Here is an 18,667-nt window from a genome sequence, read left to right as displayed (position 1 = left end):
CTGAGAAGGATTTGGCGTTTCATGATGGTGTGCTCCGGGGGGTAGTTGTTTGGTATGGAGGCGATGTTACGCCGCGGATTTTTTATGAGAACTTCATTGATGTGATGTTGAACATCGACGGCATTGATAGGTGACACGAAACCCCTCATGCGGGCGTGATGGTTCAGTCGTCGGATGGCGGCGGCGGGGTGGATCGGCGCTTCTACACTGGTTAGCTGGCGCGTGCCTTTGCCTTCGAGGAGTCGATCATGAATGCCAGTTCCTGTGTTCCCGAGCACACCGGCCTGCTGCTGGTGGATCCTTATAACGACTTCCTCAGCGAAGGCGGCAAACTGCATGGCCGCGCTCAACCGGTGGCTGACAGCGTCGGCACGCTGGCCAATCTGAAAACCGTGGTGGCGGCTGTTCGCAAGGCTGGCATCCAGATTTTCTATGTTCCGCATCACCGCGCCGAACCCGACGAACTGGCGCGCTGGAAACACCCCAGCCCCTATCAGCAAGGTGCCAGCCGTGCGCAGGTATTTGCCGCTGGAACCTGGGGCGGGGAATGGCACCCGGACTTCCAGCCACAGGCCGGTGACGTGATCGTCAAGGAGCACTGGGGTGGCAGTGGTTTTGCCAACACCGATCTGGACTACCTGCTTAAACAGCACGGGATCAACAAGGTCGTGGTGGTGGGGATGCTCGCCAATACGTGCATCGAAAGCACTGCAAGATTCGCCGCCGAACTGGGCTATCACGTCACGCTGGTGCGCGACGCCACGGCCGCTTTCAGTGCCGAGGCCATGCACGCGGCGCATGAGATTAACGGGCCGACGTATGCCCACTCGATTGTCACGACGGCGGAGTTGATCGCGGCGCTCGGTTGATCGCGCTCAGATGACTTTCACTGCGCGACCGATGAATTGAATCGGCCCGGTCGGCTTGCCGATCGGTGAGCCCTGCGGATTTTCCAGGGTCAGCTCGAACAGCTGATTGGGTTGCAGTGGCGGCAATTTGTCGAGTGGGATCGACAGAGTCTGTCCCGGTTTGACCAACCCCAGAGACACCGGTCCTTGCCAGCCGTCGGCCTTGGTCCAGAACTCGAGCGCCTTGTCGGCCGGGACCTCAATGACACCCAGCGGAATCAGCTGGATTTCCCTCGGGTTGCTGGCCTGGATCACCCAACCAGGTGCCTTGTCCTGAGGGCCGACCAACACCACCAGGTAGGTAGGCTTGACGGTGGTTTGCGTCAGCATCAATGCGCCAAGCAGCAACGTGGCCGCCAGCCCCGCACCGGCGAGCCCGCGCCAGAGCGGTAACAGATTCCACCAGGATAAAGACTGAGCCGCGATCGGCGAAGGTGGCCGAGTCACGTTGTTCACGCTGCGCTCGATACGCTGCCAAAGGTGTGGTGACGGCGTGTGAGGTCCGGCCAGATCGGCCAGGCCGAGCAGGCGACGCTCCCAGGCGTCCACGGCGGACCGTAACTCAGGTTCGTCGCGCAGGCGCTGCTGGACCTGGGTGCGAAGCTCTGCCGACAGCGTGCCCAGCACATATTCGCTGGCCAGTTCGTCGCGTTCTTCCGGGGTTTCATTCGTTGGTTTGCTGATCATCCCATGCACTCCCGCAGTGCCGTCAGGCTCCGCTTGATCCAGGCTTTGACGGTGCCCAGCGGGGTGCCGAGTTTGTGTGAGATTTCAGCGTGAGAATATCCGTCGACGTAGGCATGCAGGATACAGGCGCGCCTTGCGGGCTCCAGTTGTTCCAGGCATTGATGAATGCGCCCGGAATGAGCCTGAGCATCGAATGTTGCCGTGTCGGCCACCTCATCGAAATCGCCTTGAATTTCGCGGCTGTTGTCACGGATGAAGTTCAGTGCCAGATGCCGCGTCAAACTGAACATCCAGCCCCGCGCTGACCCTCGCGCCGGGTCGAACTGCGCGGCGCCCTTCCAAATCTTGATGAAGGCGTCGTGGACGATGTCTTCCGCCAGCGCAGTGTCACGCACCAGGCGTTTGGCAACGCCCAGCAGGCGCGGACTCTCCTGCACATACAAATCACGCAGGGCCTGACGTTCACCGCGGGCGCAGGTGGCGATGTGGGCTTCGTAATCGAAAAGAGTTTCGGGTAAGGACACTGATCTCAGCCGTCAATAATGGGCAGCAGCCCCGGGCCATTGGACCGGGGCCAGTGCTGAGCAGCGTAGACCAAATTCCTGCAGGCCTGGTTTCAGTTGGCTGCCCAGAAAATGTAATCCGCCTGGTACTTCACCACTTCTTGCTTGCCCTTATTGGCCGTCGAACATTCAGTGCTCGGGGCCACGCCACCTTTTAGGGCGACGCGCTGGATGTAGCTGACGCCCGTCATCGCGCCTTTGCCTTCGGCCGGGTTGGCCTTGACCAATTGATAGGGCAGGTTGCCCGGACTCGAAGGTGCGACCGCCAGCTGGGTGCCGGTGACTTTCGAGCCATCCTTCGCTTGCCAGGTGGCAGGTGGCCCGAAGTAGGTGCCGACCTGTTTGCCGTTGTGATCATTGAGTACCGCTTTGGGCCCGACAAAGAACCATTCGGTCTGGCCGGCGGCATTGACCTTGTCACGGCATTCGTAAGTGATCTCGCCGACACCGGTGGTTTCCAGGGCGACCTTGTGCCCGTCCGGGACCTTGATGCTGTCGGGCAGACCTGACTGGGCGTAGGCCATGGGGCCTGCGACGAACAAACCGGCAAGGCAAATCAGCTGTTTGGCGTTCATGAATAGTGCTCCGTAAATGAGTAATCTGCTCGGCAGCCTCAGGGGCTGCTATTGGTACTACCCATCGGAAAGCGATTTGGATGCAGTGGCATAAAAAGAAATTTTCCAGCATGGTCAGTATCAGATGCTACAAAGAGACACTCTTGAAAGGGGGGTGCTTATGTACCAGCTCTACGGACACCAGAACTCCGGCGCCGCCGCGATAGAGGCCGCCCTTGAACTCTGCGAAATCCCTTATCGCTTCATCGACGTCGAGTCGTCTGCGGAGGCTGCCAAAGCCCTGGAGAAACTCAACCCGCTCAAGCAGATTCCCACCTTGCAATTGCCCGACGGCAGCATCCTCACCGAAAGCGCGGCGATCCTGATTCATCTGGGGCTCGCGTTTCCCGAGTCGAACCTGCTGTCGAACACGCCCGCCGAGCGTGATCAGGCGATCCGGGGCCTGGTGTACATCGTCAGCAATTGCTACGCGGCCATCGGCATCATCGATTACCCCGAGCGCTGGCTGATCGAGGCAAATCAATCAACCATGGAAAATCTCATGGCCGGCGCCCGTCGACGGTTGCACTGGAGTTGGGAGGTGTTTGCCGATCAGTTCTCGGGCGAGTTGTATCTGGATGATGAGACGCCAGGTGCGCTGGATGTGCTGGCGGCGGTGGTGACGCGATGGGCGGGCAGTCGCGAGCATCTGCGCAATGCCCGGCCCGGTTTTTATGCCTGGCTGATACGGATCGACCGCCACCCGACCCTGGCACCGGTCTTCGCCCGGCATTGGCCAACCTGAAAACACCACACATCAAATGTGGGAGCGGGCTTGCTCGCGAAAGCGGTGTGTCAGTCAATACAGTGTCGACTGACACACCGCTTTCGCGAGCAAGCCCGCTCCCACAGGGGATATGTGGTGTGTTGGAATCACTCGCCGCGAATGTACTGCTCCAACTGACGAATCAATTCAGCCTGTTCGGCGATGGCTTCCTTGACCAGGTCGCCGATCGACAGCAAGCCGATCAACTTGCCGTTTTCCACCACAGGCAGGTGGCGCAGGCGTCTGTCGGACATGATGCCCAGGCAGGTATCGACGGTTTGATGGGTGTCCACAGTAATCACCGGCGACACCATGATGTCGCGAACCGGCGTGCCCACCGAAGAACGGCCATGCAGCACCAGTTTGCGCGCATAGTCCCGCTCGCTGATGATGCCCAGCACTTCGTCATTCTCCACCACCAGCAAGGCGCCGACGTTCTTTTCGGCCATCTTCATCAGGGCTTCGAGCACCATGTGATCGGGTTTGATCTGGTGGACTTCCTGATTTTTCTGATCTTTCAACTTGAGCAGTTGGGCGACGGTTTTCATGATGGCTTCTCAGGTGTTGTCGTTGTTATTGAAGAATCGTAGACCCAGACGCCGAGGGCAAGGCGGAAAGCGGCAGATAACGCGCAAAAAACGTCATTCGGCGGATTTTCTTCAGTTAACCGGAAGTTTTACGCTGATCCATGGGCTGAACTCAATCCCCTGTGGGAGTGAGCCTGCTCGCGATAGCACAGGGTCAGCCAATACAAGTGGCGACTGATGCACCGCCATCGCGAGCAGGCTCGCTCCCACAGGGGTTGCATTCAGCTCAGAGAGGGCTATCCCCCGCGATGACGCGTAGAATTGTCGCCTGAATCAAATCTTGAGGTTGCAGTGGTGGATTTACAGCAGGGCTTCGTCCTGACCCGGCATTGGCGCGACACCCCGGCCGGTACGCAAGTCGAGTTCTGGCTGGCGACCGATACCGGTCCCCAACGTATCCGTCTGCCTCATCAACCGTCGGTGGCATTTATCCCGGCGGCCCGGCGCGAGCAGGCCGAGGCTGTTTTGCGCGGCGAAAAAAATGTCGAGCTCAAGCCATTGGCCCTTCAGGATTTTGAACACCGCCCGGTGCTCGGCCTGTATTGCCAGCAGCACGGTCAGTTGATGCGCCTGGAAACCGCGCTGCGCAAAGCCGGCGTCGAGATGTTCGAAGCCGACGTGCGCCCGCCGGAACGCTACATGATGGAGCGGTTCATTACCGCGCCTGTTCTGTTTGGTGGCACGCCTGGCGACGAAGGCCTGCTGCTCGACGCGCAGATGAAACCCGCTCCCGATTACCGGCCCAACCTCAGACTGGTGTCCCTGGACATCGAAACCACCGCTCAGGGCGAGTTATATTCCATTGCCTTGGAAGGCTGCGGCGAGCGCCAGGTCTACATGCTTGGCCCACCCAATGGGGACGACAGCGCGGTGGATTTCCAGCTCGACTACTGCGACTCGCGAACCGTGCTGCTGAAAAAGCTCAACGAATGGTTCGCCCGCCATGACCCCGACGCGATCATCGGCTGGAACGTCGTGCAGTTCGACCTGCGCGTGCTGCACCAACACGCCCGTCAGCTCGGCGTGCCGCTGAAACTGGGGCGTGGCGGTGAAGAAATGCAGTGGCGTGAACACGGCAGTCGCAACCATTACTTCGCCTCGGCCGCCGGCCGGTTGATCATCGACGGCATCGAATCCCTGCGCTCGGCGACCTGGAGTTTCCCCTCGTTCAGCCTGGAAAACGTCGCGCAAACCCTGCTCGGCGAGGGCAAGGCGATCAGCACGCCGTACCAGCGCATGGACGAAATCAACCGCATGTTCGCCGAGGACAAGCCGGCGCTCGCCAAGTACAACCTCAAGGACTGCGAGTTGGTGACGCGGATTTTCGCCAAGACCGAGCTGCTGACCTTCCTGCTGGAACGGGCCAGCGTCACCGGTTTGCCGGCGGACCGCAGCGGTGGTTCGGTGGCGGCGTTCACCCACCTTTACATGCCGCTGATGCACCGCCAGGGTTTCGTCGCGCCGAATCTGGGGAACAAGCCCGCGCAGGCCAGCCCCGGCGGTTTTGTCATGGACTCGCAACCTGGGTTGTACGAGTCGGTGTTGGTGCTTGATTACAAAAGCCTCTATCCGTCGATTATCCGCACCTTCCTGATCGACCCGGTGGGGTTGATCGAAGGCTTGCAGCATCCCGATGACAGCGAGTCCGTGCCGGGTTTTCGCGGTGCGCGCTTTTCCAGGACCCGGCATTGCCTGCCAGCGATTGTCGCGCGGGTAGCCGAAGGTCGCGAGACCGCCAAGCGCGAGCACAACGCGCCGCTGTCGCAAGCGCTGAAGATCATCATGAACGCCTTCTATGGTGTGCTCGGTTCCAGCGGCTGCCGCTTCTTCGATACACGCCTGGCGTCGTCCATCACCTTGCGCGGCCATGAGATCATGCTGCGCACCCGGCAGTTGATCGAAGCCCAAGGGCACACGGTGATTTACGGCGACACCGACTCGACCTTCGTCTGGCTGCGTCGTGCCCACGGCCAGGAAGAGGCCGCGCAGATTGGCCGCGCGCTGGTGGACCACGTCAACCAATGGTGGCGCGAGCATGTGCAACAGGAATACGGGCTGGAAAGCGCCCTGGAATTGCAGTTCGAGACCCACTACAAACGCTTTCTGATGCCGACCATTCGCGGCGCCGAAGAGGGCAGCAAGAAGCGTTACGCCGGGCTGGTCACCCGCGCCGATGGCACTGACGAAATGGTCTACAAGGGCCTGGAAACTGTGCGCACCGACTGGTCGCCGCTGGCCCGGCAATTCCAGCAGGAGCTGTACTCACGGATTTTCCATCGCCAGCCCTATCAGGATTACGTGCGCGACTACGTGCGTAAAACCCTGGCCGGCGAGTTCGACGACCGCCTGATCTACCGCAAGCGCCTGCGCCGTACCCTGGATGACTATGAACGCAACGTGCCGCCCCACGTCCGTGCGGCGCGGATCGCCGATGACTACAACGATCAGCAGGGCCGCCCCCGGCAATACCAGAACGGCGGCTGGATCAGCTACGTGATCAGTGTCGCCGGGCCCGAACCGCTGGAGATTCGCAGCGCGCCCATCGACTACGATCATTACGTCACCCGGCAATTGCAACCGGTGGCGGATGCGATTCTGCCCTTCGTGGACGACGACTTCTCAACCTTGATTGGTGGGCAACTGGGCTTGTTTTGAGTCCAGCAGCTGCAGCGTCCAGTCATCCCGTATGCCGTGGAAGTATTGATCCAGTGCCTTGTGGAAGACACTGCCCTGGGGCGCAATCTGGGCGAACAGTGTCATGGACGAGTGAAACTTGAGGTCATCGGGATGGCCGAATATGCCGGCAATTGAGCTTTTTTTGATGCTCAGCACCAGTTCTGTGCAGCTACGCAGTCGTGAACCCAGCAGCGGATGATTCAGGTAAGCCACGGCTTCCTCGACGGAGCGAATGGCAAAGTGCCGGGACATCTCGCTACCGCCTAACCCGGCGAACTGCGGAAAGACGAACCACATCCAGTGACTGCGTTTGTGGCCCGCACGCAGTTCTTCTTGAACCCGATTGAACACCGGGTCTTGAGCCTGGATAAAGCGTGGCAAATTAAAGTCGTCGAGCTGATCAGTGCTTCTCATGCAGAAGCCCTCTGACAGAACCGCGATGGCTTAGACCATGGCCAACCGGTGCTTGCGTTGTGGCGCGTGAAACGCGTGGTCCAGCGCCTTCAGGTCCTCGTCTCCGAGCCGCAATTGCGCGGCCTGCGCATTCAGTTGCACATGTTCAGGTCTGACCGCTTTGGGAATGGCGATCACGCCTGTCTGTCGCAGAATCCATGCCAGTGCTACCTGTGCCGGCGTCACCGAGTGACGGGTGGCAATCTGCTTGAGTGCCGGGTGGGCCAGCATCGTTCCTCCCTGACCGATGGGACAGTATGCCATCAACGGCTGCTGATGCCGTTGGCACCAGGGCAGCAGATCAAATTCGATGCCGCGCTCTTCCAGGTTGTAAAGCACCTGGTTGGTGGCGCAGTCCGCAGAGTTCAACTCCTGCAGATCGTCGACGTCGAAATTGGACACGCCCCAACGCCCGATCTTGCCGTCTTCACGCAGGCGTTCAAAGGCTGCGACGGTTTCCTCGAGCGGATACTGGCCGCGCCAATGCAGCAGGTATAAATCGATGTAATCGGTGTTCAAGCGTCGCAGGCTGCGTTCGCAGGCCTGGGGGATGCCTTTGCGGCTGGCGTTGTGCGGGTAGACCTTGCTGACCAGAAAGACCTTGTCGCGCAGGCCTGTAATGGCTTCACCCACCACTTCCTCCGCGCCGCCTTCGGCGTACATCTCGGCGGTGTCGATCAGGGTCATGCCCAACTCGATGCCCAGGCGCAGCGCGGCGACTTCCTTGTTGTGTTGCGAGGGATCTTCGCCCATGCGCCAGGTGCCTTGGCCGATGACCGGTACGTTGACGCCGGCCAGTTCGAGGGTCCGCATGAAAACCTCCTTTTTCGAATCGATAAATACTCTCCGGTTGGCAGCAGAATACCTCGGTGGTTCCGTAGACGTGTAGCAGCTGCTCGGCAGCTGCCACATGATTGTGGATGTTGGAGGTTTAGTGGGCCGAGAACTTCAGCGCAGTGCTCTGGGTATAGACCTTGCCTGGGTCAAGCCGGGTGGACGGGAAGTTCGGCTGGTTCGGCGAGTCCGGGTAGTGCTGGGTCTCCAGGGTAAACGCGCCCCAATGCGGATAAACCTTGCCGCCCTTGCCCTTGACCGTGCCGTCGAGGAAGTTGCTGGTGTAGAACTGCACGCCGGGTTCAGTGGTGTAGAGCTGCAAGCGGCGCCCGGAGACTGGGTCGCTGACATCGGCGGCCAGCTTGCCCACATCGCCCTTGGCATCCAAGGCCCAGTTGAAATCGAATCCACCCTGCTTCGGCTCGGCGAATTTCAGTTGCGGGTGATCGGCCTTGATGTTTTTGCCGATGGCGGTGGGCTGTGTGAAGTCCATCGGCGTACCGGCGACCGGGGCCAGTTCGCCGGTCGGAATCAGCTTGGCGGTGACCGGCGTGTAGTGGGTCGAATGCAGGGTGACGAGCTGATTCAGTACATCCCCGTTGCCCGCGCCGGCGAGGTTGAAATAGCTGTGGTTGGTCAGGTTCAGCACGGTGGGTTTGTCAGTGCTGGCCTTGTAGTCGATGCGCAACTCATTGTTTTCGGTGAGGCTGTAAGTGACTTCGGTTTTAAGGTTGCCGGGGAAGCCCATTTCACCGTCCGCCGACAGATAGGTCAGGGTCACGCCCACCGAATCCTTGCCTTTGCTTGGCTGGGCTTTCCACACGTGCTTGTCAAACCCCAGCGGGCCGCCGTGCAGCGAGTTGGAACCGTCGTTGAGCGGCACCTGATAGCGTTTGCCGTCCAGTTCGAACGCGCCGTTGGCCAGGCGATTGCCGAAACGCCCGATGGTCGCACCAAAGTACGCTGTGCCGCTCTGATAGCCCTGAACGTCATCAAAACCCAGCACCACGTCGTCGAGCTTGCCGTTTTTGTCCGGCACCTTCAGCGACTGCAAAATGCCGCCGTAGGTAATGATCGTGGCTTGCAGGCCATGGCTGTTGCTCAAGACGTATTGCTCGACGGGGGTGCCGTCGTTGGTCTTGCCGAAGGCTTTGTGTTCGCTGGACAGGCCAGCCGCTTGAGTGGGGAGTGTGGCGATCATCAGGGACAGTCCGAGGCCGGAGAGCAGGTGTCGGGAGTGCAGCATGGTTGACCTTCCTTTTTTGTTGTTTTTGGCATGTAGTCATACTAATAATCGATTTTGATCATCGATTAAGGCAGGATTTATAGCTGATATGCGGAGTGTTGCAACTATAAAGTATGACTAATGTCTCGGTGTTCGTTCTAGGGGGCAGCGTTTACGGACCATCGGCACTGCACTTTTTCAGCTTTGGCGGCTCTATCCTTGGCCAGCCTGCGGCGATCCCCACCGTCGGCCAATGCCCAAGTTCAAGCACCCATGGCTCGAGTTTTACCCTTCTTTGCTTCACCTCTACGTCGCCGATGCCTGCTGCTGGCCAGCCTGTCGATGCTCTTCGCCAGCGGTTGCAGCCAGCAACAGGGCAGCGACATCGTCAGCCAGTTCCGCGAAGGCACGCCCCAGGAATTCCTCCAGACCAGCGTCGACCGTATGGCGACCCTGACGATGCGCGACAACCTTGACAGCCTCTACTTGCTGATGAGCAAGCTCTACCTGCGTAACCCGGACGAGTTGAAAAAATCCGGCTTCCTCGACGCCCGCACCGCCGGTAAACAAGTGCGCCTGGCCATCGAACAACAACAGCCGCTGCCGACTCTCGGTGGCAAGAAAGACCTCGCGGCGTTGAGCTACGCCATGAGCCCGGAGTTTCTCGGCGACCGGGTCGGCGCTTTCATTTACGCCATTGGCAGCATGCTGGTCACCGCCCACGGCAATCGTCTCGAGTTCTACATGACCGATGCGATCAACCCGACCTTCGTCAGCAACGCCGCACGCAACATCGAGAAAGCCACCTGGATCTTGAGTCAGCGGCAAAGTAAAAGCGGTGAGCCCTTGCTGTTCTCCAACGAAATTTCGGAGGAGGGCAGCAACCTGAGTTTTGCCGTGGAGTTCGGAAAGATCGTTGCGCGGCTGGACCTGCTGACGCAGATGCTGGACGAGCGTTATCGGCGGATCGGCCTGAACTACGCGCAGAGCTTGCTGTTTTTGAATTTTTTGCCGGTGCAGTAGATCCCGCTTCAATTTGGCCCAGCCTTCACTGACTCAGCAAATCCCCTGTGGGAGCGAGCTTGCTCGCGATTGCGGGTTATCAGCCACTACAAGTGTTGAATGTCAGACAGCTATCGCGAGCAAGCTCGCTCCCTCAGGGATTGTGTCTACAGGAAGATAGGTGTGTTGTGGAATAACGATAGTCCGCATCGATATAAGTGGTTATAAGAAAAATCGCTATGCTGCGGGCCAGTTTTTTCATGTGTTTTTTGCGGGCGTGTTAATGGATTTCGTTAACTTCGGGTTGGTGGTTGCAGGGTTGGTCGTGGGCTTTATCGTCGGTATGACCGGTGTGGGCGGTGGTTCGTTGATGACCCCGATTCTGCTCTGGTTCGGTATCAACCCGGCCACGGCGGTGGGCACCGACTTGCTGTACGCGGCCATTACCAAATCCAGTGGTGTGCTGGTTCATCGCAAGAACAACAACATCGACTGGGCGATCACCGGTTGGCTGACCCTCGGCAGTGTGCCGGCGGTGGCACTGACGCTGTGGTTCCTGAGCAGTTTGCAGACCTCGCCCGACGCGATGAACGCCGTCATCAAACAGGCGCTGGGCTTCGTATTGTTTGCCACGGCACTGGCGATTTTCTTCAAGAAGCGCCTGCTCGACTTCGCCCACAAGCGGGCGGGCGGTCAGTACAACCCCAGCGGTTCGCGCTTGAATGTGTTGACGGTCATCACCGGTCTGGTCCTGGGCACCATGGTCGCGCTGACCTCGATTGGTGCCGGCGCCCTCGGCACCGTGGCGCTGTTCATCCTCTATCCGCTGCTGCCGACACGCCGCCTCGTCGGTACCGAAATCGCCCACGCCGTGCCCCTGACCCTGGTCGCCGGCCTGGGCCACGCGAGCATGGGCAACATGGATTGGCAGGTGCTGGGTTATTTGCTGGTGGGTTCGCTGCCAGGGATTTACCTGGGCAGTCACTTGACCGGTCGCATCTCCGACGAGGTATTGCGTCCTTGCCTGGCCACGATGCTGGTATTGATCGGCTACAAACTGGCGTTTTGAGCCGGCATCGCTTGCTGCATCAGGAACGCGTGAGAATCTCCAGCAGATGCCCGTCCGGGTCATCGAAATACACCCGCCGGCCGCCGCCGTAATCGTTGATCTCGTTGGGCCGTTGCTTGCCGGGATCGGCCCACCAGCGCTGCTGGCGCGCTTGCAGGCGAGCGAAGGCAGCATCGAAATCCTCATCGTCGATCAAAAACGCATAGTGCTGCGAAGCGATCGGCGGATCGTTGTCGTAGAAATCCAGTGACACGCCATTGTCGAACTTGACGACCAGCATCGGCCCAAACGGCTCGGGAGCGGGTAAGCCGAGGATCTCGGCGAGGTAATGGGCCGAAATCTGCTTGTCTCGGCACCAGACGATGGTGTGGTTCAACTGAGCGCTCATGGCGAGGGCCTCACGGCGGATCAGGTGGTTCGTTATGAGTGATGAGATTAGCTCAGCCTGTTGCGCAATGACCGCCCTGACCTAAGCTTGGGTCAAGGCGGAACACAATTGCGGTACGTCACCCGGAACGATCGCCGCGATGCGCAATCATTAGAGCGTGGATATCAAAAGGAGATGCGCATGCTCATCAGGTCTTTGACCCTGACTACCTTGCTGGCTTTCGCCGGCCCCTTGCTCGCCGCCGAAGACGGCTCACCGCTGGACATCGACAAGGGCAGGGCCCGGCCACTGATTGTGATTGCTCCCAGCACCGTTGACCCCGTCTGGGTGGGCCTCAAGAATTCGCTGAACGATCCGGCCAACAAGGAAGGTGTCGCCCAGCGCAATATCAGGGTGTACACCGTGCTGAATATGTTCGGTCAGCTCGACGGCAAGGATCTCGGCCAGCAGGACACCATGGCACTGATCCGCTCGCTGAAACTCGGCGCGGGGGCGTTGCCCAAAGTCATCCTGGTGGGCAAGGACGGCGAGAAGAAGTTCGAGAGTTCGGGGGATGAATCAAAGTCGGTCGATTTGAAGAAGATATTCGAAACCATCGACGCCTTGCCGGCGACCGAGAAAGAAGCCGCACCGCCGACAGTCGCGACCCCCGTGGTTGCCGAACCGGCCGCCAAAGGTGCCAAGGGTGAAAAACCGGGCAAACCCGCCAAACCCGCCAAGCCCCCTGAAATGCCGGATGATTGAACACTGACTGACCCCGGCAGGATTCGGTCTTTGTGTACGCCGCCATCACCCTTGTGGGAGCGGGCTTGCTCGCGAAAGCGATCTGACAGGCAATATTGATGTTGAATGGACTGGCCCCTTCGCGGGCAAGCCCGCTCCCACAGGTGGCGGGCAACGACAATGGGCGACCTCAAGGGGACGCCCATTTTTTTTGCTCGGCTGCGGCTAAAAAAAGGCGCGTGTTCCGGGCGGGGAGGTATTGATTTCATTGGTCTCGGAAATTTCCTGCAAGTCCTGTCGGACTTCATGAACTGGTTTCTGTCAGAGCGCGCCGTTAGCCTTTGTCAGCCACCGCAACCATCGCGGTCGGACGTGGGAGTCCGCAACACTGAGGGATCCAGGGACGAAATAACCAATGGCCAGAAAGGAGCCTCGTCTATGAAGAAGATCGGCAAAAATGATCCGCAACGCCCAACCGACGCCACTCACCTGAAGCTTGTCCGGCTGGGCGAAACGGCCGAGCGCGACACCCGCATTCGAGTGCGCAAGCCCAGGCGTTCCGTCCCGATCAATCAGATCTTGTCTGTTGCCCCGGGCGTCGACACCCTCACCCTTTTGCATCAGGCCAGCGAAACCCTTGCGTCCCTGAATGCGGTGCTTGTGAGTTTTGCCGTCAAGCTGGATGGCTCGAACCGGGTGATGCTGGGAGCGATTCAGCAGTTGGCGGGGATTGCGGAGTTGTTGGTGAATCAGGCTCGGGACAATCTCGATCCGAGGAACGATGCGCCTGACGCTCCTGCGCCGACTCGGCATTGAACTGACGTAATAACGACAATGGGCGACCCCAAAAAGGTCGCCCATTTTATTGCGAGCACGCGATCCTATGGCGAGGGGGCAAGCCCCCCCGCCACAGGTATTTGACCGGCCTGAAGGAAGTGAACTGACTCTTACTTGAGTAGGGCACTCAATATGTTGTGAGCAATCTTGATTCGTTCGGCGTTCGGGTAATTCTTGTTCGCCAGAATAACGATGCCGATGTCTTCCGAAGGTACGAACGCGACATAAGCGCCGAAGCCACCTGTCGACCCGGTCTTGTTGAACCATGCCGCGTCTTGCGCAGGTTGCGGTGGGTTCAGCCACTGGACTTTGTGCGCTTCCATCGCCATCTCCGTCGAGTTGCCACTCAGCAACGTTTCGAGGCTGGCCGGATAGTGGTAGTGCTCCCAACCCAAGCCCTGCGTCATCTCGCCCACGGTGTAGTAACCGCTGTGAGTGAGGGCAATCGCTTGCTGCATTGGTTTCTCCAGCGTCTCCGGTTTCAGGTTCGCTTCAACATAATGAAGCAAATCCGCCGCGCTGGTTTTCACCCCATACGCCTCCGAATCCAGCGCTCCCGGGCTCACCCGCACCGGTTTGCCCTCCTTGCCGTAACCCTGGGCGTAAAGCCCCATCTGCTCCTGCGGCACCTTGAGGTAAGTGTGCTTGAGGCCGAGTTTGGGCAGCAGGGTTTTTTCCATCAACTCATCGAACGGCTGGCCCATGCTTTTGGCCGCCAGATAACCGGACAGCCCAAGGCTGGGGTTCGAATACTGACGGTGGGTGCCTGGTGCATAAACGGGCTTCCACTGTTTGAAGTAGGCGAGCATTTTGTCTGGATGATCGGCCTCGTCAGGGAACTGCAGCGGCAACCCGCCAGCGGTGTAAGTGGCGAGTTGCAATACGCTGATGGTGTCGAATGCACTGCCGCGCAGCTCAGGCCACACCTGGCTGGCCCGGTCAGACAAGGACAGTTTGCCGCTGGCCTGGGCGTAGGCCGTCAGCGTGGTGGCGAAGGTTTTACTCACCGAGCCGATTTCGAACAGCGTGTCTTTGTTGACGGGTTTACCGTCCTCTTTCGACGCCACGCCGTAGTTAAAGTAATGCTGCTGACCCTTCAAGGTGATCGCGACCGCGACGCCAGGGATATTCTGTTGTTGCATGACCGGCCCGATGGCGTTTTTCACCAGGGCGTCGAGTTGATCGTCGGATTTTGTGGCGGCCATACAATGACTTGCGCTGAGTAACAGGGCGAAAGTGCTGAGGGACGCCAGTCTTGGCAGATGAAATTTGAACATGATTGGAACCACTCTCCATGAGTTGCCATTACTTTAACCGCTACACTCCGACCGGATCCAACACCGGACGGCTGACGGGCGCGCCAAATCTAGGCAGTCGGGCGGCAATCGACAAACGACGATATTTCGGGTTAGCCATTAGAAAAATTTGGGAGTGGGCATGATTCGTCCTCATCTGCCGCTGAATGCATTACGTGCCTTCGAGGCATCCGCGCGCCATTTGAGCTTCACTCGGGCAGCGGTGGAGTTGTTCGTCACGCCGGCGGCCGTCAGTCATCAAGTCAAAAGCCTCGAAGCCCAGCTTAACGTAACGCTGTTCAAGCGCTTGCCCCGCGGCCTGATGCTGACCAGTGAAGGCGAAACCTTGCTGCCGGTATTGCGCGAGTCCTTCGACCGGATTGCCGAAACCCTTGAGCGTTTCGAGGGCGGGCATTTTCGTGAAGTGTTGACCGTGGGCGCCGTGGGGACCTTTGCGGTGGGATGGCTGTTGCCGCGACTGGCGGACTTCCAGTCGAAACATCCGTTCATAGATTTGCGCCTGTCGACCAACAACAACCGGGTGGATGTGGCTGCCGAAGGCCTGGATTACGCCATCCGGTTTGGCGCCGGAGCGTGGCACGGGATCGAGGCGTCAAAGCTGATCGACGCGCCGTTGTCGGTGCTCTGCGTCCCGGAAATAGCCGGGCAGTTGCAAGAACCTGCGGATTTGCTTAAGCAGACGCTGTTGCGTTCCTATCGCACGGACGAGTGGCCCGAGTGGTTTCTGGCCGCGGGGTTACCGGCCAATACGCCACCGCCCAAGAGCATCGTCTTCGACTCCTCGCTGGCCATGATGGAGGCGGCGCTACAAGGCGCCGGCATTGCCTTGGCGCCGCCGCTGATGTTCGCCCGACAACTGGCGGCGGGGGCGATCGAGCAACCATTCGACATCGGTATCACCACTGGCAGCTATTGGTTGACCCGCTTGCAGTCGCGCCCTGAAACGTCGGCGATGGCGATGTTCAAGGAGTGGTTGTTGCAAGCTTCGGGCTGATACAAAATTCTGTGGGGGCGGCGGTGTGACGGTTCGACTTGCCCGCGATGAGGTCATAACATTCAACCTCATCATTGACTGTTACACCTCCATCGCGGGCAAGCCCGCTCCCACAGGGGTTTGGCGACATTCAAAAAATCTGGCAACACCCCTCGATACCTGTGGGAGCGGGCTTGCCCGCGATGGCGGCCTGTCAGTCAACATCAATGTTGTATGTCAGTCCCTCATCGCGGGCAAGCTCGCTCCCGCAGGGGGTGAGGTGGTTTCGAAGAATTAGCGCACCAGGCACGGCCGCTTGTTATCGAATTTCCACCCCGGAATCAGAAACTGCATCGCCACGCTGTCATCCCGCGCGCCCAGTCCCATGCCTTTGTACAACTCATGGGCCTTGGCCAGTTGATCCAGATCCAGTTCAACCCCTAGCCCGGGCTTCTTCGGCACCTGCACGCAACCCCCGACGATTTGCAACGGAGCCTTGGTCAGGCGCTGGCCGTCCTGCCAGATCCAGTGGGTGTCGATTGCCGTGATTTCACCCGGCGCAGCCGCGGCGACATGAGTGAACATCGCCAAGGAAATGTCGAAGTGATTATTGGAATGCGAACCCCAGGTCAGCCCCCATTCGTGGCACATCTGCGCCACACGAACCGAACCCTGCATCGTCCAGAAATGCGGGTCGGCCAGCGGAATGTCCACTGATTGCAACTGAATCGCGTGACCCATTTCCCGCCAGTCGGTGGCGATCATGTTGGTCGCGGTTTTCAGGCCCGTGGCACGGCGAAATTCAGCCATGACTTCTCGCCCCGAATAACCGTTTTCCGCTCCGCACGGGTCTTCGGCATAAGCGAGTACGTGATGCTGATCGCGGCACAGTCGAATGGCTTCCTTGAGTGACCATGCTCCATTCGGGTCGAGGGTAATGCGCGCGTCCGGGAACCGTTCGGCCAAGGCGGTGACGGCTTCGATCTCCTCGTCGCCGCTGAGTACGCCGCCCTTGAGTTTGAAGTCCTTGAAACCGTAGCGAGCGTGCGCGGCCTCGGCCAGGCGCACCACGGCGTCGGCGGTCATGGCTTTGTCGTGACGCACGCGGAACCAGTCGTTGTCGGCCTCCGGTTCGCTGCGATAGGCCAGATCGGTTTCATTGCGATCACCGACATAAAACAGGTAACCGAGCATCTTCACCTCGTCACGCTGCTGGCCTTCACCGAGCAGGGCCGCAACCGGCACGTCCAAATGCTGGCCGAGCAAGTCGAGGAGGGCGGCTTCCAGGCCTGTGACCGCGTGAATGGTGATGCGCAGGTCAAACGTCTGCAAACCGCGACCGCCAGCATCACGGTCAGCAAAGGTCTGGCGCACCTGATTGAGGATCTTCTGATACGTGCCGATCGGACTGCCGACCACCAGCGAACGTGCATCTTCCAGCGTCTGGCGAATGCGCTCGCCCCCCGGCACTTCGCCGACGCCGGTGTGACCGGCGTTGTCCTTGAGGATCACGATATTGCGGGTGAAAAACGGGCCGTGGGCGCCGCTCAAATTGAGCAGCATGCCATCGTGACCGGCCACCGGCACCACTTGCATGCTGGTGATGATCGGGGCTTTGGCGGTGTCTTGTGGGTTCATTGTCTTGTCCTTCAACACAGTGATTCAGGCGTGATTGGGCGCTGGTTTGCCCAGGGCAACGGCGGGTGCGGTTTTCGGTGTGTTGCGCGCGGCGAAGACGATGATCGCGGCGATGATCGATGTCGCGGCCAAGACATACAGCCCGCCCTGAATGGAACCGGTGTGTTCTTCCAGCAGGCCGAACGTGGTCGGCGCAACGAAGCCGCCCAGATTGCCCACCGAGTTGATCAACGCGATCACGCCCGCCGCGATTCGCGCGTCCAGGTATGCCTGAGGAATCGGCCAGAACAACGACGACGCGGACTTGAAGCCCAACGCCGCGAAGCAGATCGCCACGAAGGCAAAGATCGGCCCGCCGGTGGTGGACATGAACATCCCGGCCGCCGCGATCAGCAAGGCAGTGGCGACCCAGGCTTGCTGGTGTTTCCATTTGGCGGACAAAGATGCGAAGGCGTACATGCCGACGATCGACAGCAACCACGGGATCGAGTTGAACAGCCCGACCTGAATGTCGCTGAGGTCGCCCATCTTTTTGATGATGCTCGGCAGCCAGAAGGTCGCGGCATAAATGGTCAATTGAATGAAGAAGTAGATCAGGCAGAACAGGATGATCTGGCGATCTTTGAGCAGCGTACCCAACGACGGCTTGATCGGTGTCGCCGCTTCCCGGGCCAGTTGTTCGTCATCGATGGCTTTGACCAGCGCATCTTGCTCGGCGCGGGTCAGCCATTTGGCGTCGTGGGGTTTGGAGTCCAGCCAGAACCACACGAAGACGCAGAGCCCGACTGAAAACATCCCCTCGATGAAATACATCCACTGCCAGCCATGCATCCCGAATCCGCTGATCTGCAACAGCAACCCGGACAGCGGGCCGGATATCAGAGAAGCAATCGCCGAACCGCTGAGAAAAATGGCAATCGCCTTGCCACGCTCGACGCCTGGCAACCAGCGCGTGAAGTAATAGATCACCCCGGGAAAGAACCCGGCTTCAGCCACGCCCAACAGGAATCGCAGGATGTAGAAGTGGGTTTCGTTCTGGATGAAGGCCATGCCGGCGGCGACCAGGCCCCAGGTCAGCATGATGCGGGTCAGCCAGATGCGGGCGCCGACTTTTTGCAGAAGCATGTTGGAGGGGACTTCGAACAGCGCATAGCCGATGAAGAACAGGCCGGCGCCGAGTCCGTAGGCGGCAGCGCCGATGCCCAGGTCCTGCTCCATGTGGGCGCGGACGAAGCCGATGTTCACGCGGTCAATGTAGTTGACGATGAACATGATGACGAACAGCGGCAGGACATGGCGTTTGACTTTCGAGATGGCGGACTTCAGGACCGAATCGGCGCCTTCGTGCATCACGGATATGGAGGTATTCACTTGGTTTTCTCCCACTGATTATTTTTATGCGGGGTGT

19 protein-coding genes are annotated in these 18,667 nt (G+C 59.4%); 8 read left to right on the top strand and 11 right to left on the bottom strand.

The features are described from left to right. Window positions 1-248 precede the first annotated feature (248 nt). Entirely contained in the window at window positions 249-869 is a 621-nt protein-coding gene (locus K0F88_RS21615; protein ID WP_094468181.1) for an isochorismatase family cysteine hydrolase, read from the top strand. A gap of 6 nt (window positions 870-875) precedes the next feature. On the opposite strand, the gene K0F88_RS21610 is transcribed toward K0F88_RS21615, so the two are convergent. From K0F88_RS21610 to K0F88_RS21600, 3 genes are all read right to left on the bottom strand, one after another. Further along, window positions 876-1,595 carry an anti-sigma factor domain-containing protein gene (locus K0F88_RS21610; RefSeq protein ID WP_094468180.1) on the bottom strand — a complete coding sequence of 240 codons (720 nt, stop codon included), beginning with the start codon at window positions 1,593-1,595 and terminating at the stop codon, window positions 876-878. Then, window positions 1,592-2,119, bottom strand: a complete 528-nt coding sequence (locus K0F88_RS21605) for a sigma-70 family RNA polymerase sigma factor (protein WP_094468179.1) — start codon at window positions 2,117-2,119, stop codon at window positions 1,592-1,594. The genes K0F88_RS21610 and K0F88_RS21605 overlap by 4 nt, the downstream gene beginning before the upstream one ends. A gap of 92 nt (window positions 2,120-2,211) precedes the next feature. Beyond that, on the bottom strand, window positions 2,212-2,733 hold the full coding sequence (locus K0F88_RS21600) for a DUF3455 domain-containing protein (protein WP_219096483.1): 522 nt from the start codon (window positions 2,731-2,733) through the stop codon (window positions 2,212-2,214). A 160-nt stretch (window positions 2,734-2,893) separates the two neighbouring features. Here K0F88_RS21600 and K0F88_RS21595 point away from each other — a divergent pair, with 160 nt between their 5' ends. Then, entirely contained in the window at window positions 2,894-3,517 is a 624-nt protein-coding gene (locus tag K0F88_RS21595; protein ID WP_094468177.1) for a glutathione S-transferase, read from the top strand. Between the two features lie 128 nt (window positions 3,518-3,645). Here the strand turns inward: K0F88_RS21595 and K0F88_RS21590 are convergent, their stop codons facing one another. Then, on the bottom strand, window positions 3,646-4,086 hold the full coding sequence (locus K0F88_RS21590) for a CBS domain-containing protein (protein ID WP_007944798.1): 441 nt from the start codon (window positions 4,084-4,086) through the stop codon (window positions 3,646-3,648). Between the two features lie 333 nt (window positions 4,087-4,419). On the opposite strand from K0F88_RS21590, the gene K0F88_RS21585 reads away from it, so the two are divergent. Then, window positions 4,420-6,780, top strand: coding sequence for a DNA polymerase II (locus tag K0F88_RS21585; RefSeq protein ID WP_219096482.1), 2,361 nt, complete (start codon window positions 4,420-4,422; stop codon window positions 6,778-6,780). Here the strand turns inward: K0F88_RS21585 and K0F88_RS21580 are convergent. The 3 genes from K0F88_RS21580 to K0F88_RS21570 form a co-directional block, all read right to left on the bottom strand. Continuing rightward, window positions 6,745-7,215: a DUF1810 domain-containing protein gene (locus tag K0F88_RS21580; protein ID WP_094468175.1), complete on the bottom strand. Its 471-nt coding sequence runs from the start codon at window positions 7,213-7,215 to the stop codon at window positions 6,745-6,747. The two genes, K0F88_RS21585 and K0F88_RS21580, sit on opposite strands and share 36 nt — an antisense overlap. A 30-nt stretch (window positions 7,216-7,245) precedes the next feature. After that, entirely contained in the window at window positions 7,246-8,067 is an 822-nt protein-coding gene (locus tag K0F88_RS21575) for an aldo/keto reductase (RefSeq protein ID WP_219096481.1), read from the bottom strand. Window positions 8,068-8,185: 118 nt separating this feature from the next. Further along, on the bottom strand, window positions 8,186-9,334 hold the full coding sequence (locus K0F88_RS21570) for an aldose epimerase family protein (RefSeq protein ID WP_219096480.1): 1,149 nt from the start codon (window positions 9,332-9,334) through the stop codon (window positions 8,186-8,188). 252 nt (window positions 9,335-9,586) lie between these two features. Here K0F88_RS21570 and K0F88_RS21565 point away from each other — a divergent pair, with 252 nt between their 5' ends. Both K0F88_RS21565 and K0F88_RS21560 read left to right on the top strand, forming a co-directional pair. Further along, window positions 9,587-10,336: a hypothetical protein gene (locus tag K0F88_RS21565; RefSeq protein WP_094468172.1), complete on the top strand. Its 750-nt coding sequence runs from the start codon at window positions 9,587-9,589 to the stop codon at window positions 10,334-10,336. A 262-nt stretch (window positions 10,337-10,598) separates the two neighbouring features. Continuing rightward, the gene (locus K0F88_RS21560) at window positions 10,599-11,384 is read left to right on the top strand and encodes a sulfite exporter TauE/SafE family protein (RefSeq protein WP_219096479.1); all 786 of its coding nucleotides are present in this window, start codon (window positions 10,599-10,601) and stop codon (window positions 11,382-11,384) included. A gap of 19 nt (window positions 11,385-11,403) precedes the next feature. On the opposite strand, the gene K0F88_RS21555 is transcribed toward K0F88_RS21560, so the two are convergent. After that, window positions 11,404-11,772: a VOC family protein gene (locus K0F88_RS21555; RefSeq protein WP_219096478.1), complete on the bottom strand. Its 369-nt coding sequence runs from the start codon at window positions 11,770-11,772 to the stop codon at window positions 11,404-11,406. A 180-nt stretch (window positions 11,773-11,952) separates the two neighbouring features. Here K0F88_RS21555 and K0F88_RS21550 point away from each other — a divergent pair, with 180 nt between their 5' ends. Both K0F88_RS21550 and K0F88_RS21545 read left to right on the top strand, forming a co-directional pair. After that, entirely contained in the window at window positions 11,953-12,516 is a 564-nt protein-coding gene (locus K0F88_RS21550) for a DUF4174 domain-containing protein (RefSeq protein WP_094468167.1), read from the top strand. A 417-nt stretch (window positions 12,517-12,933) separates the two neighbouring features. Continuing rightward, window positions 12,934-13,311 (top strand): DUF6124 family protein, encoded by a 378-nt coding sequence (locus tag K0F88_RS21545; protein ID WP_094468166.1) that lies wholly within the window; start codon window positions 12,934-12,936, stop codon window positions 13,309-13,311. A gap of 131 nt (window positions 13,312-13,442) precedes the next feature. Here the strand turns inward: K0F88_RS21545 and ampC are convergent, their stop codons facing one another. Continuing rightward, window positions 13,443-14,609, bottom strand: a complete 1,167-nt coding sequence (ampC, locus tag K0F88_RS21540) for a class C beta-lactamase (RefSeq protein WP_094468165.1) — start codon at window positions 14,607-14,609, stop codon at window positions 13,443-13,445. A 160-nt stretch (window positions 14,610-14,769) separates the two neighbouring features. Between ampC and K0F88_RS21535 the strand changes: the two genes are divergently transcribed. Next, window positions 14,770-15,642 (top strand): LysR family transcriptional regulator, encoded by an 873-nt coding sequence (locus tag K0F88_RS21535; RefSeq protein ID WP_219096477.1) that lies wholly within the window; start codon window positions 14,770-14,772, stop codon window positions 15,640-15,642. A 273-nt stretch (window positions 15,643-15,915) separates the two neighbouring features. Here the strand turns inward: K0F88_RS21535 and gudD are convergent, their stop codons facing one another. Next, window positions 15,916-17,259: a glucarate dehydratase gene (gudD, locus tag K0F88_RS21530; protein ID WP_219096476.1), complete on the bottom strand. Its 1,344-nt coding sequence runs from the start codon at window positions 17,257-17,259 to the stop codon at window positions 15,916-15,918. Between the two features lie 24 nt (window positions 17,260-17,283). After that, on the bottom strand, window positions 17,284-18,630 hold the full coding sequence (locus K0F88_RS21525) for an MFS transporter (protein WP_219096475.1): 1,347 nt from the start codon (window positions 18,628-18,630) through the stop codon (window positions 17,284-17,286). Window positions 18,631-18,667: the final 37 nt, after the last annotated feature.

This window comes from Pseudomonas sp. UMAB-40, assembly GCF_900095275.1.
Taxonomy (GTDB): Bacteria; Pseudomonadota; Gammaproteobacteria; order Pseudomonadales; family Pseudomonadaceae; genus Aquipseudomonas; species Aquipseudomonas mandelii_B.
The sequence above is the reverse complement of the archived record's forward strand: the minus strand, read 5'-3'. Positions and strand labels throughout refer to the sequence as shown.

Bases quoted from the DNA above. Each gene is read 5' to 3' on its own strand.
- K0F88_RS21615 (WP_094468181.1), top strand. From the start codon at position 249: ATGAATGCCAGTTCCTGTGTTCCCGAGCACACCGGCCTGCTGCTGGTG.
- K0F88_RS21610 (WP_094468180.1), bottom strand. From the start codon at position 1,595: ATGATCAGCAAACCAACGAATGAAACCCCGGAAGAACGCGACGAACTG.
- K0F88_RS21600 (WP_219096483.1), bottom strand. From the start codon at position 2,733: ATGAACGCCAAACAGCTGATTTGCCTTGCCGGTTTGTTCGTCGCAGGC.
- K0F88_RS21595 (WP_094468177.1), top strand. From the start codon at position 2,894: ATGTACCAGCTCTACGGACACCAGAACTCCGGCGCCGCCGCGATAGAG.
- K0F88_RS21590 (WP_007944798.1), bottom strand. From the start codon at position 4,086: ATGAAAACCGTCGCCCAACTGCTCAAGTTGAAAGATCAGAAAAATCAG.
- K0F88_RS21580 (WP_094468175.1), bottom strand. From the start codon at position 7,215: ATGAGAAGCACTGATCAGCTCGACGACTTTAATTTGCCACGCTTTATC.
- K0F88_RS21575 (WP_219096481.1), bottom strand. From the start codon at position 8,067: ATGCGGACCCTCGAACTGGCCGGCGTCAACGTACCGGTCATCGGCCAA.
- K0F88_RS21570 (WP_219096480.1), bottom strand. From the start codon at position 9,334: ATGCTGCACTCCCGACACCTGCTCTCCGGCCTCGGACTGTCCCTGATG.
- K0F88_RS21565 (WP_094468172.1), top strand. From the start codon at position 9,587: ATGGCTCGAGTTTTACCCTTCTTTGCTTCACCTCTACGTCGCCGATGC.
- K0F88_RS21560 (WP_219096479.1), top strand. From the start codon at position 10,599: ATGGATTTCGTTAACTTCGGGTTGGTGGTTGCAGGGTTGGTCGTGGGC.
- K0F88_RS21555 (WP_219096478.1), bottom strand. From the start codon at position 11,772: ATGAGCGCTCAGTTGAACCACACCATCGTCTGGTGCCGAGACAAGCAG.
- K0F88_RS21550 (WP_094468167.1), top strand. From the start codon at position 11,953: ATGCTCATCAGGTCTTTGACCCTGACTACCTTGCTGGCTTTCGCCGGC.
- K0F88_RS21545 (WP_094468166.1), top strand. From the start codon at position 12,934: ATGAAGAAGATCGGCAAAAATGATCCGCAACGCCCAACCGACGCCACT.
- ampC (WP_094468165.1), bottom strand. From the start codon at position 14,609: ATGTTCAAATTTCATCTGCCAAGACTGGCGTCCCTCAGCACTTTCGCC.
- K0F88_RS21535 (WP_219096477.1), top strand. From the start codon at position 14,770: ATGATTCGTCCTCATCTGCCGCTGAATGCATTACGTGCCTTCGAGGCA.
- gudD (WP_219096476.1), bottom strand. From the start codon at position 17,259: ATGAACCCACAAGACACCGCCAAAGCCCCGATCATCACCAGCATGCAA.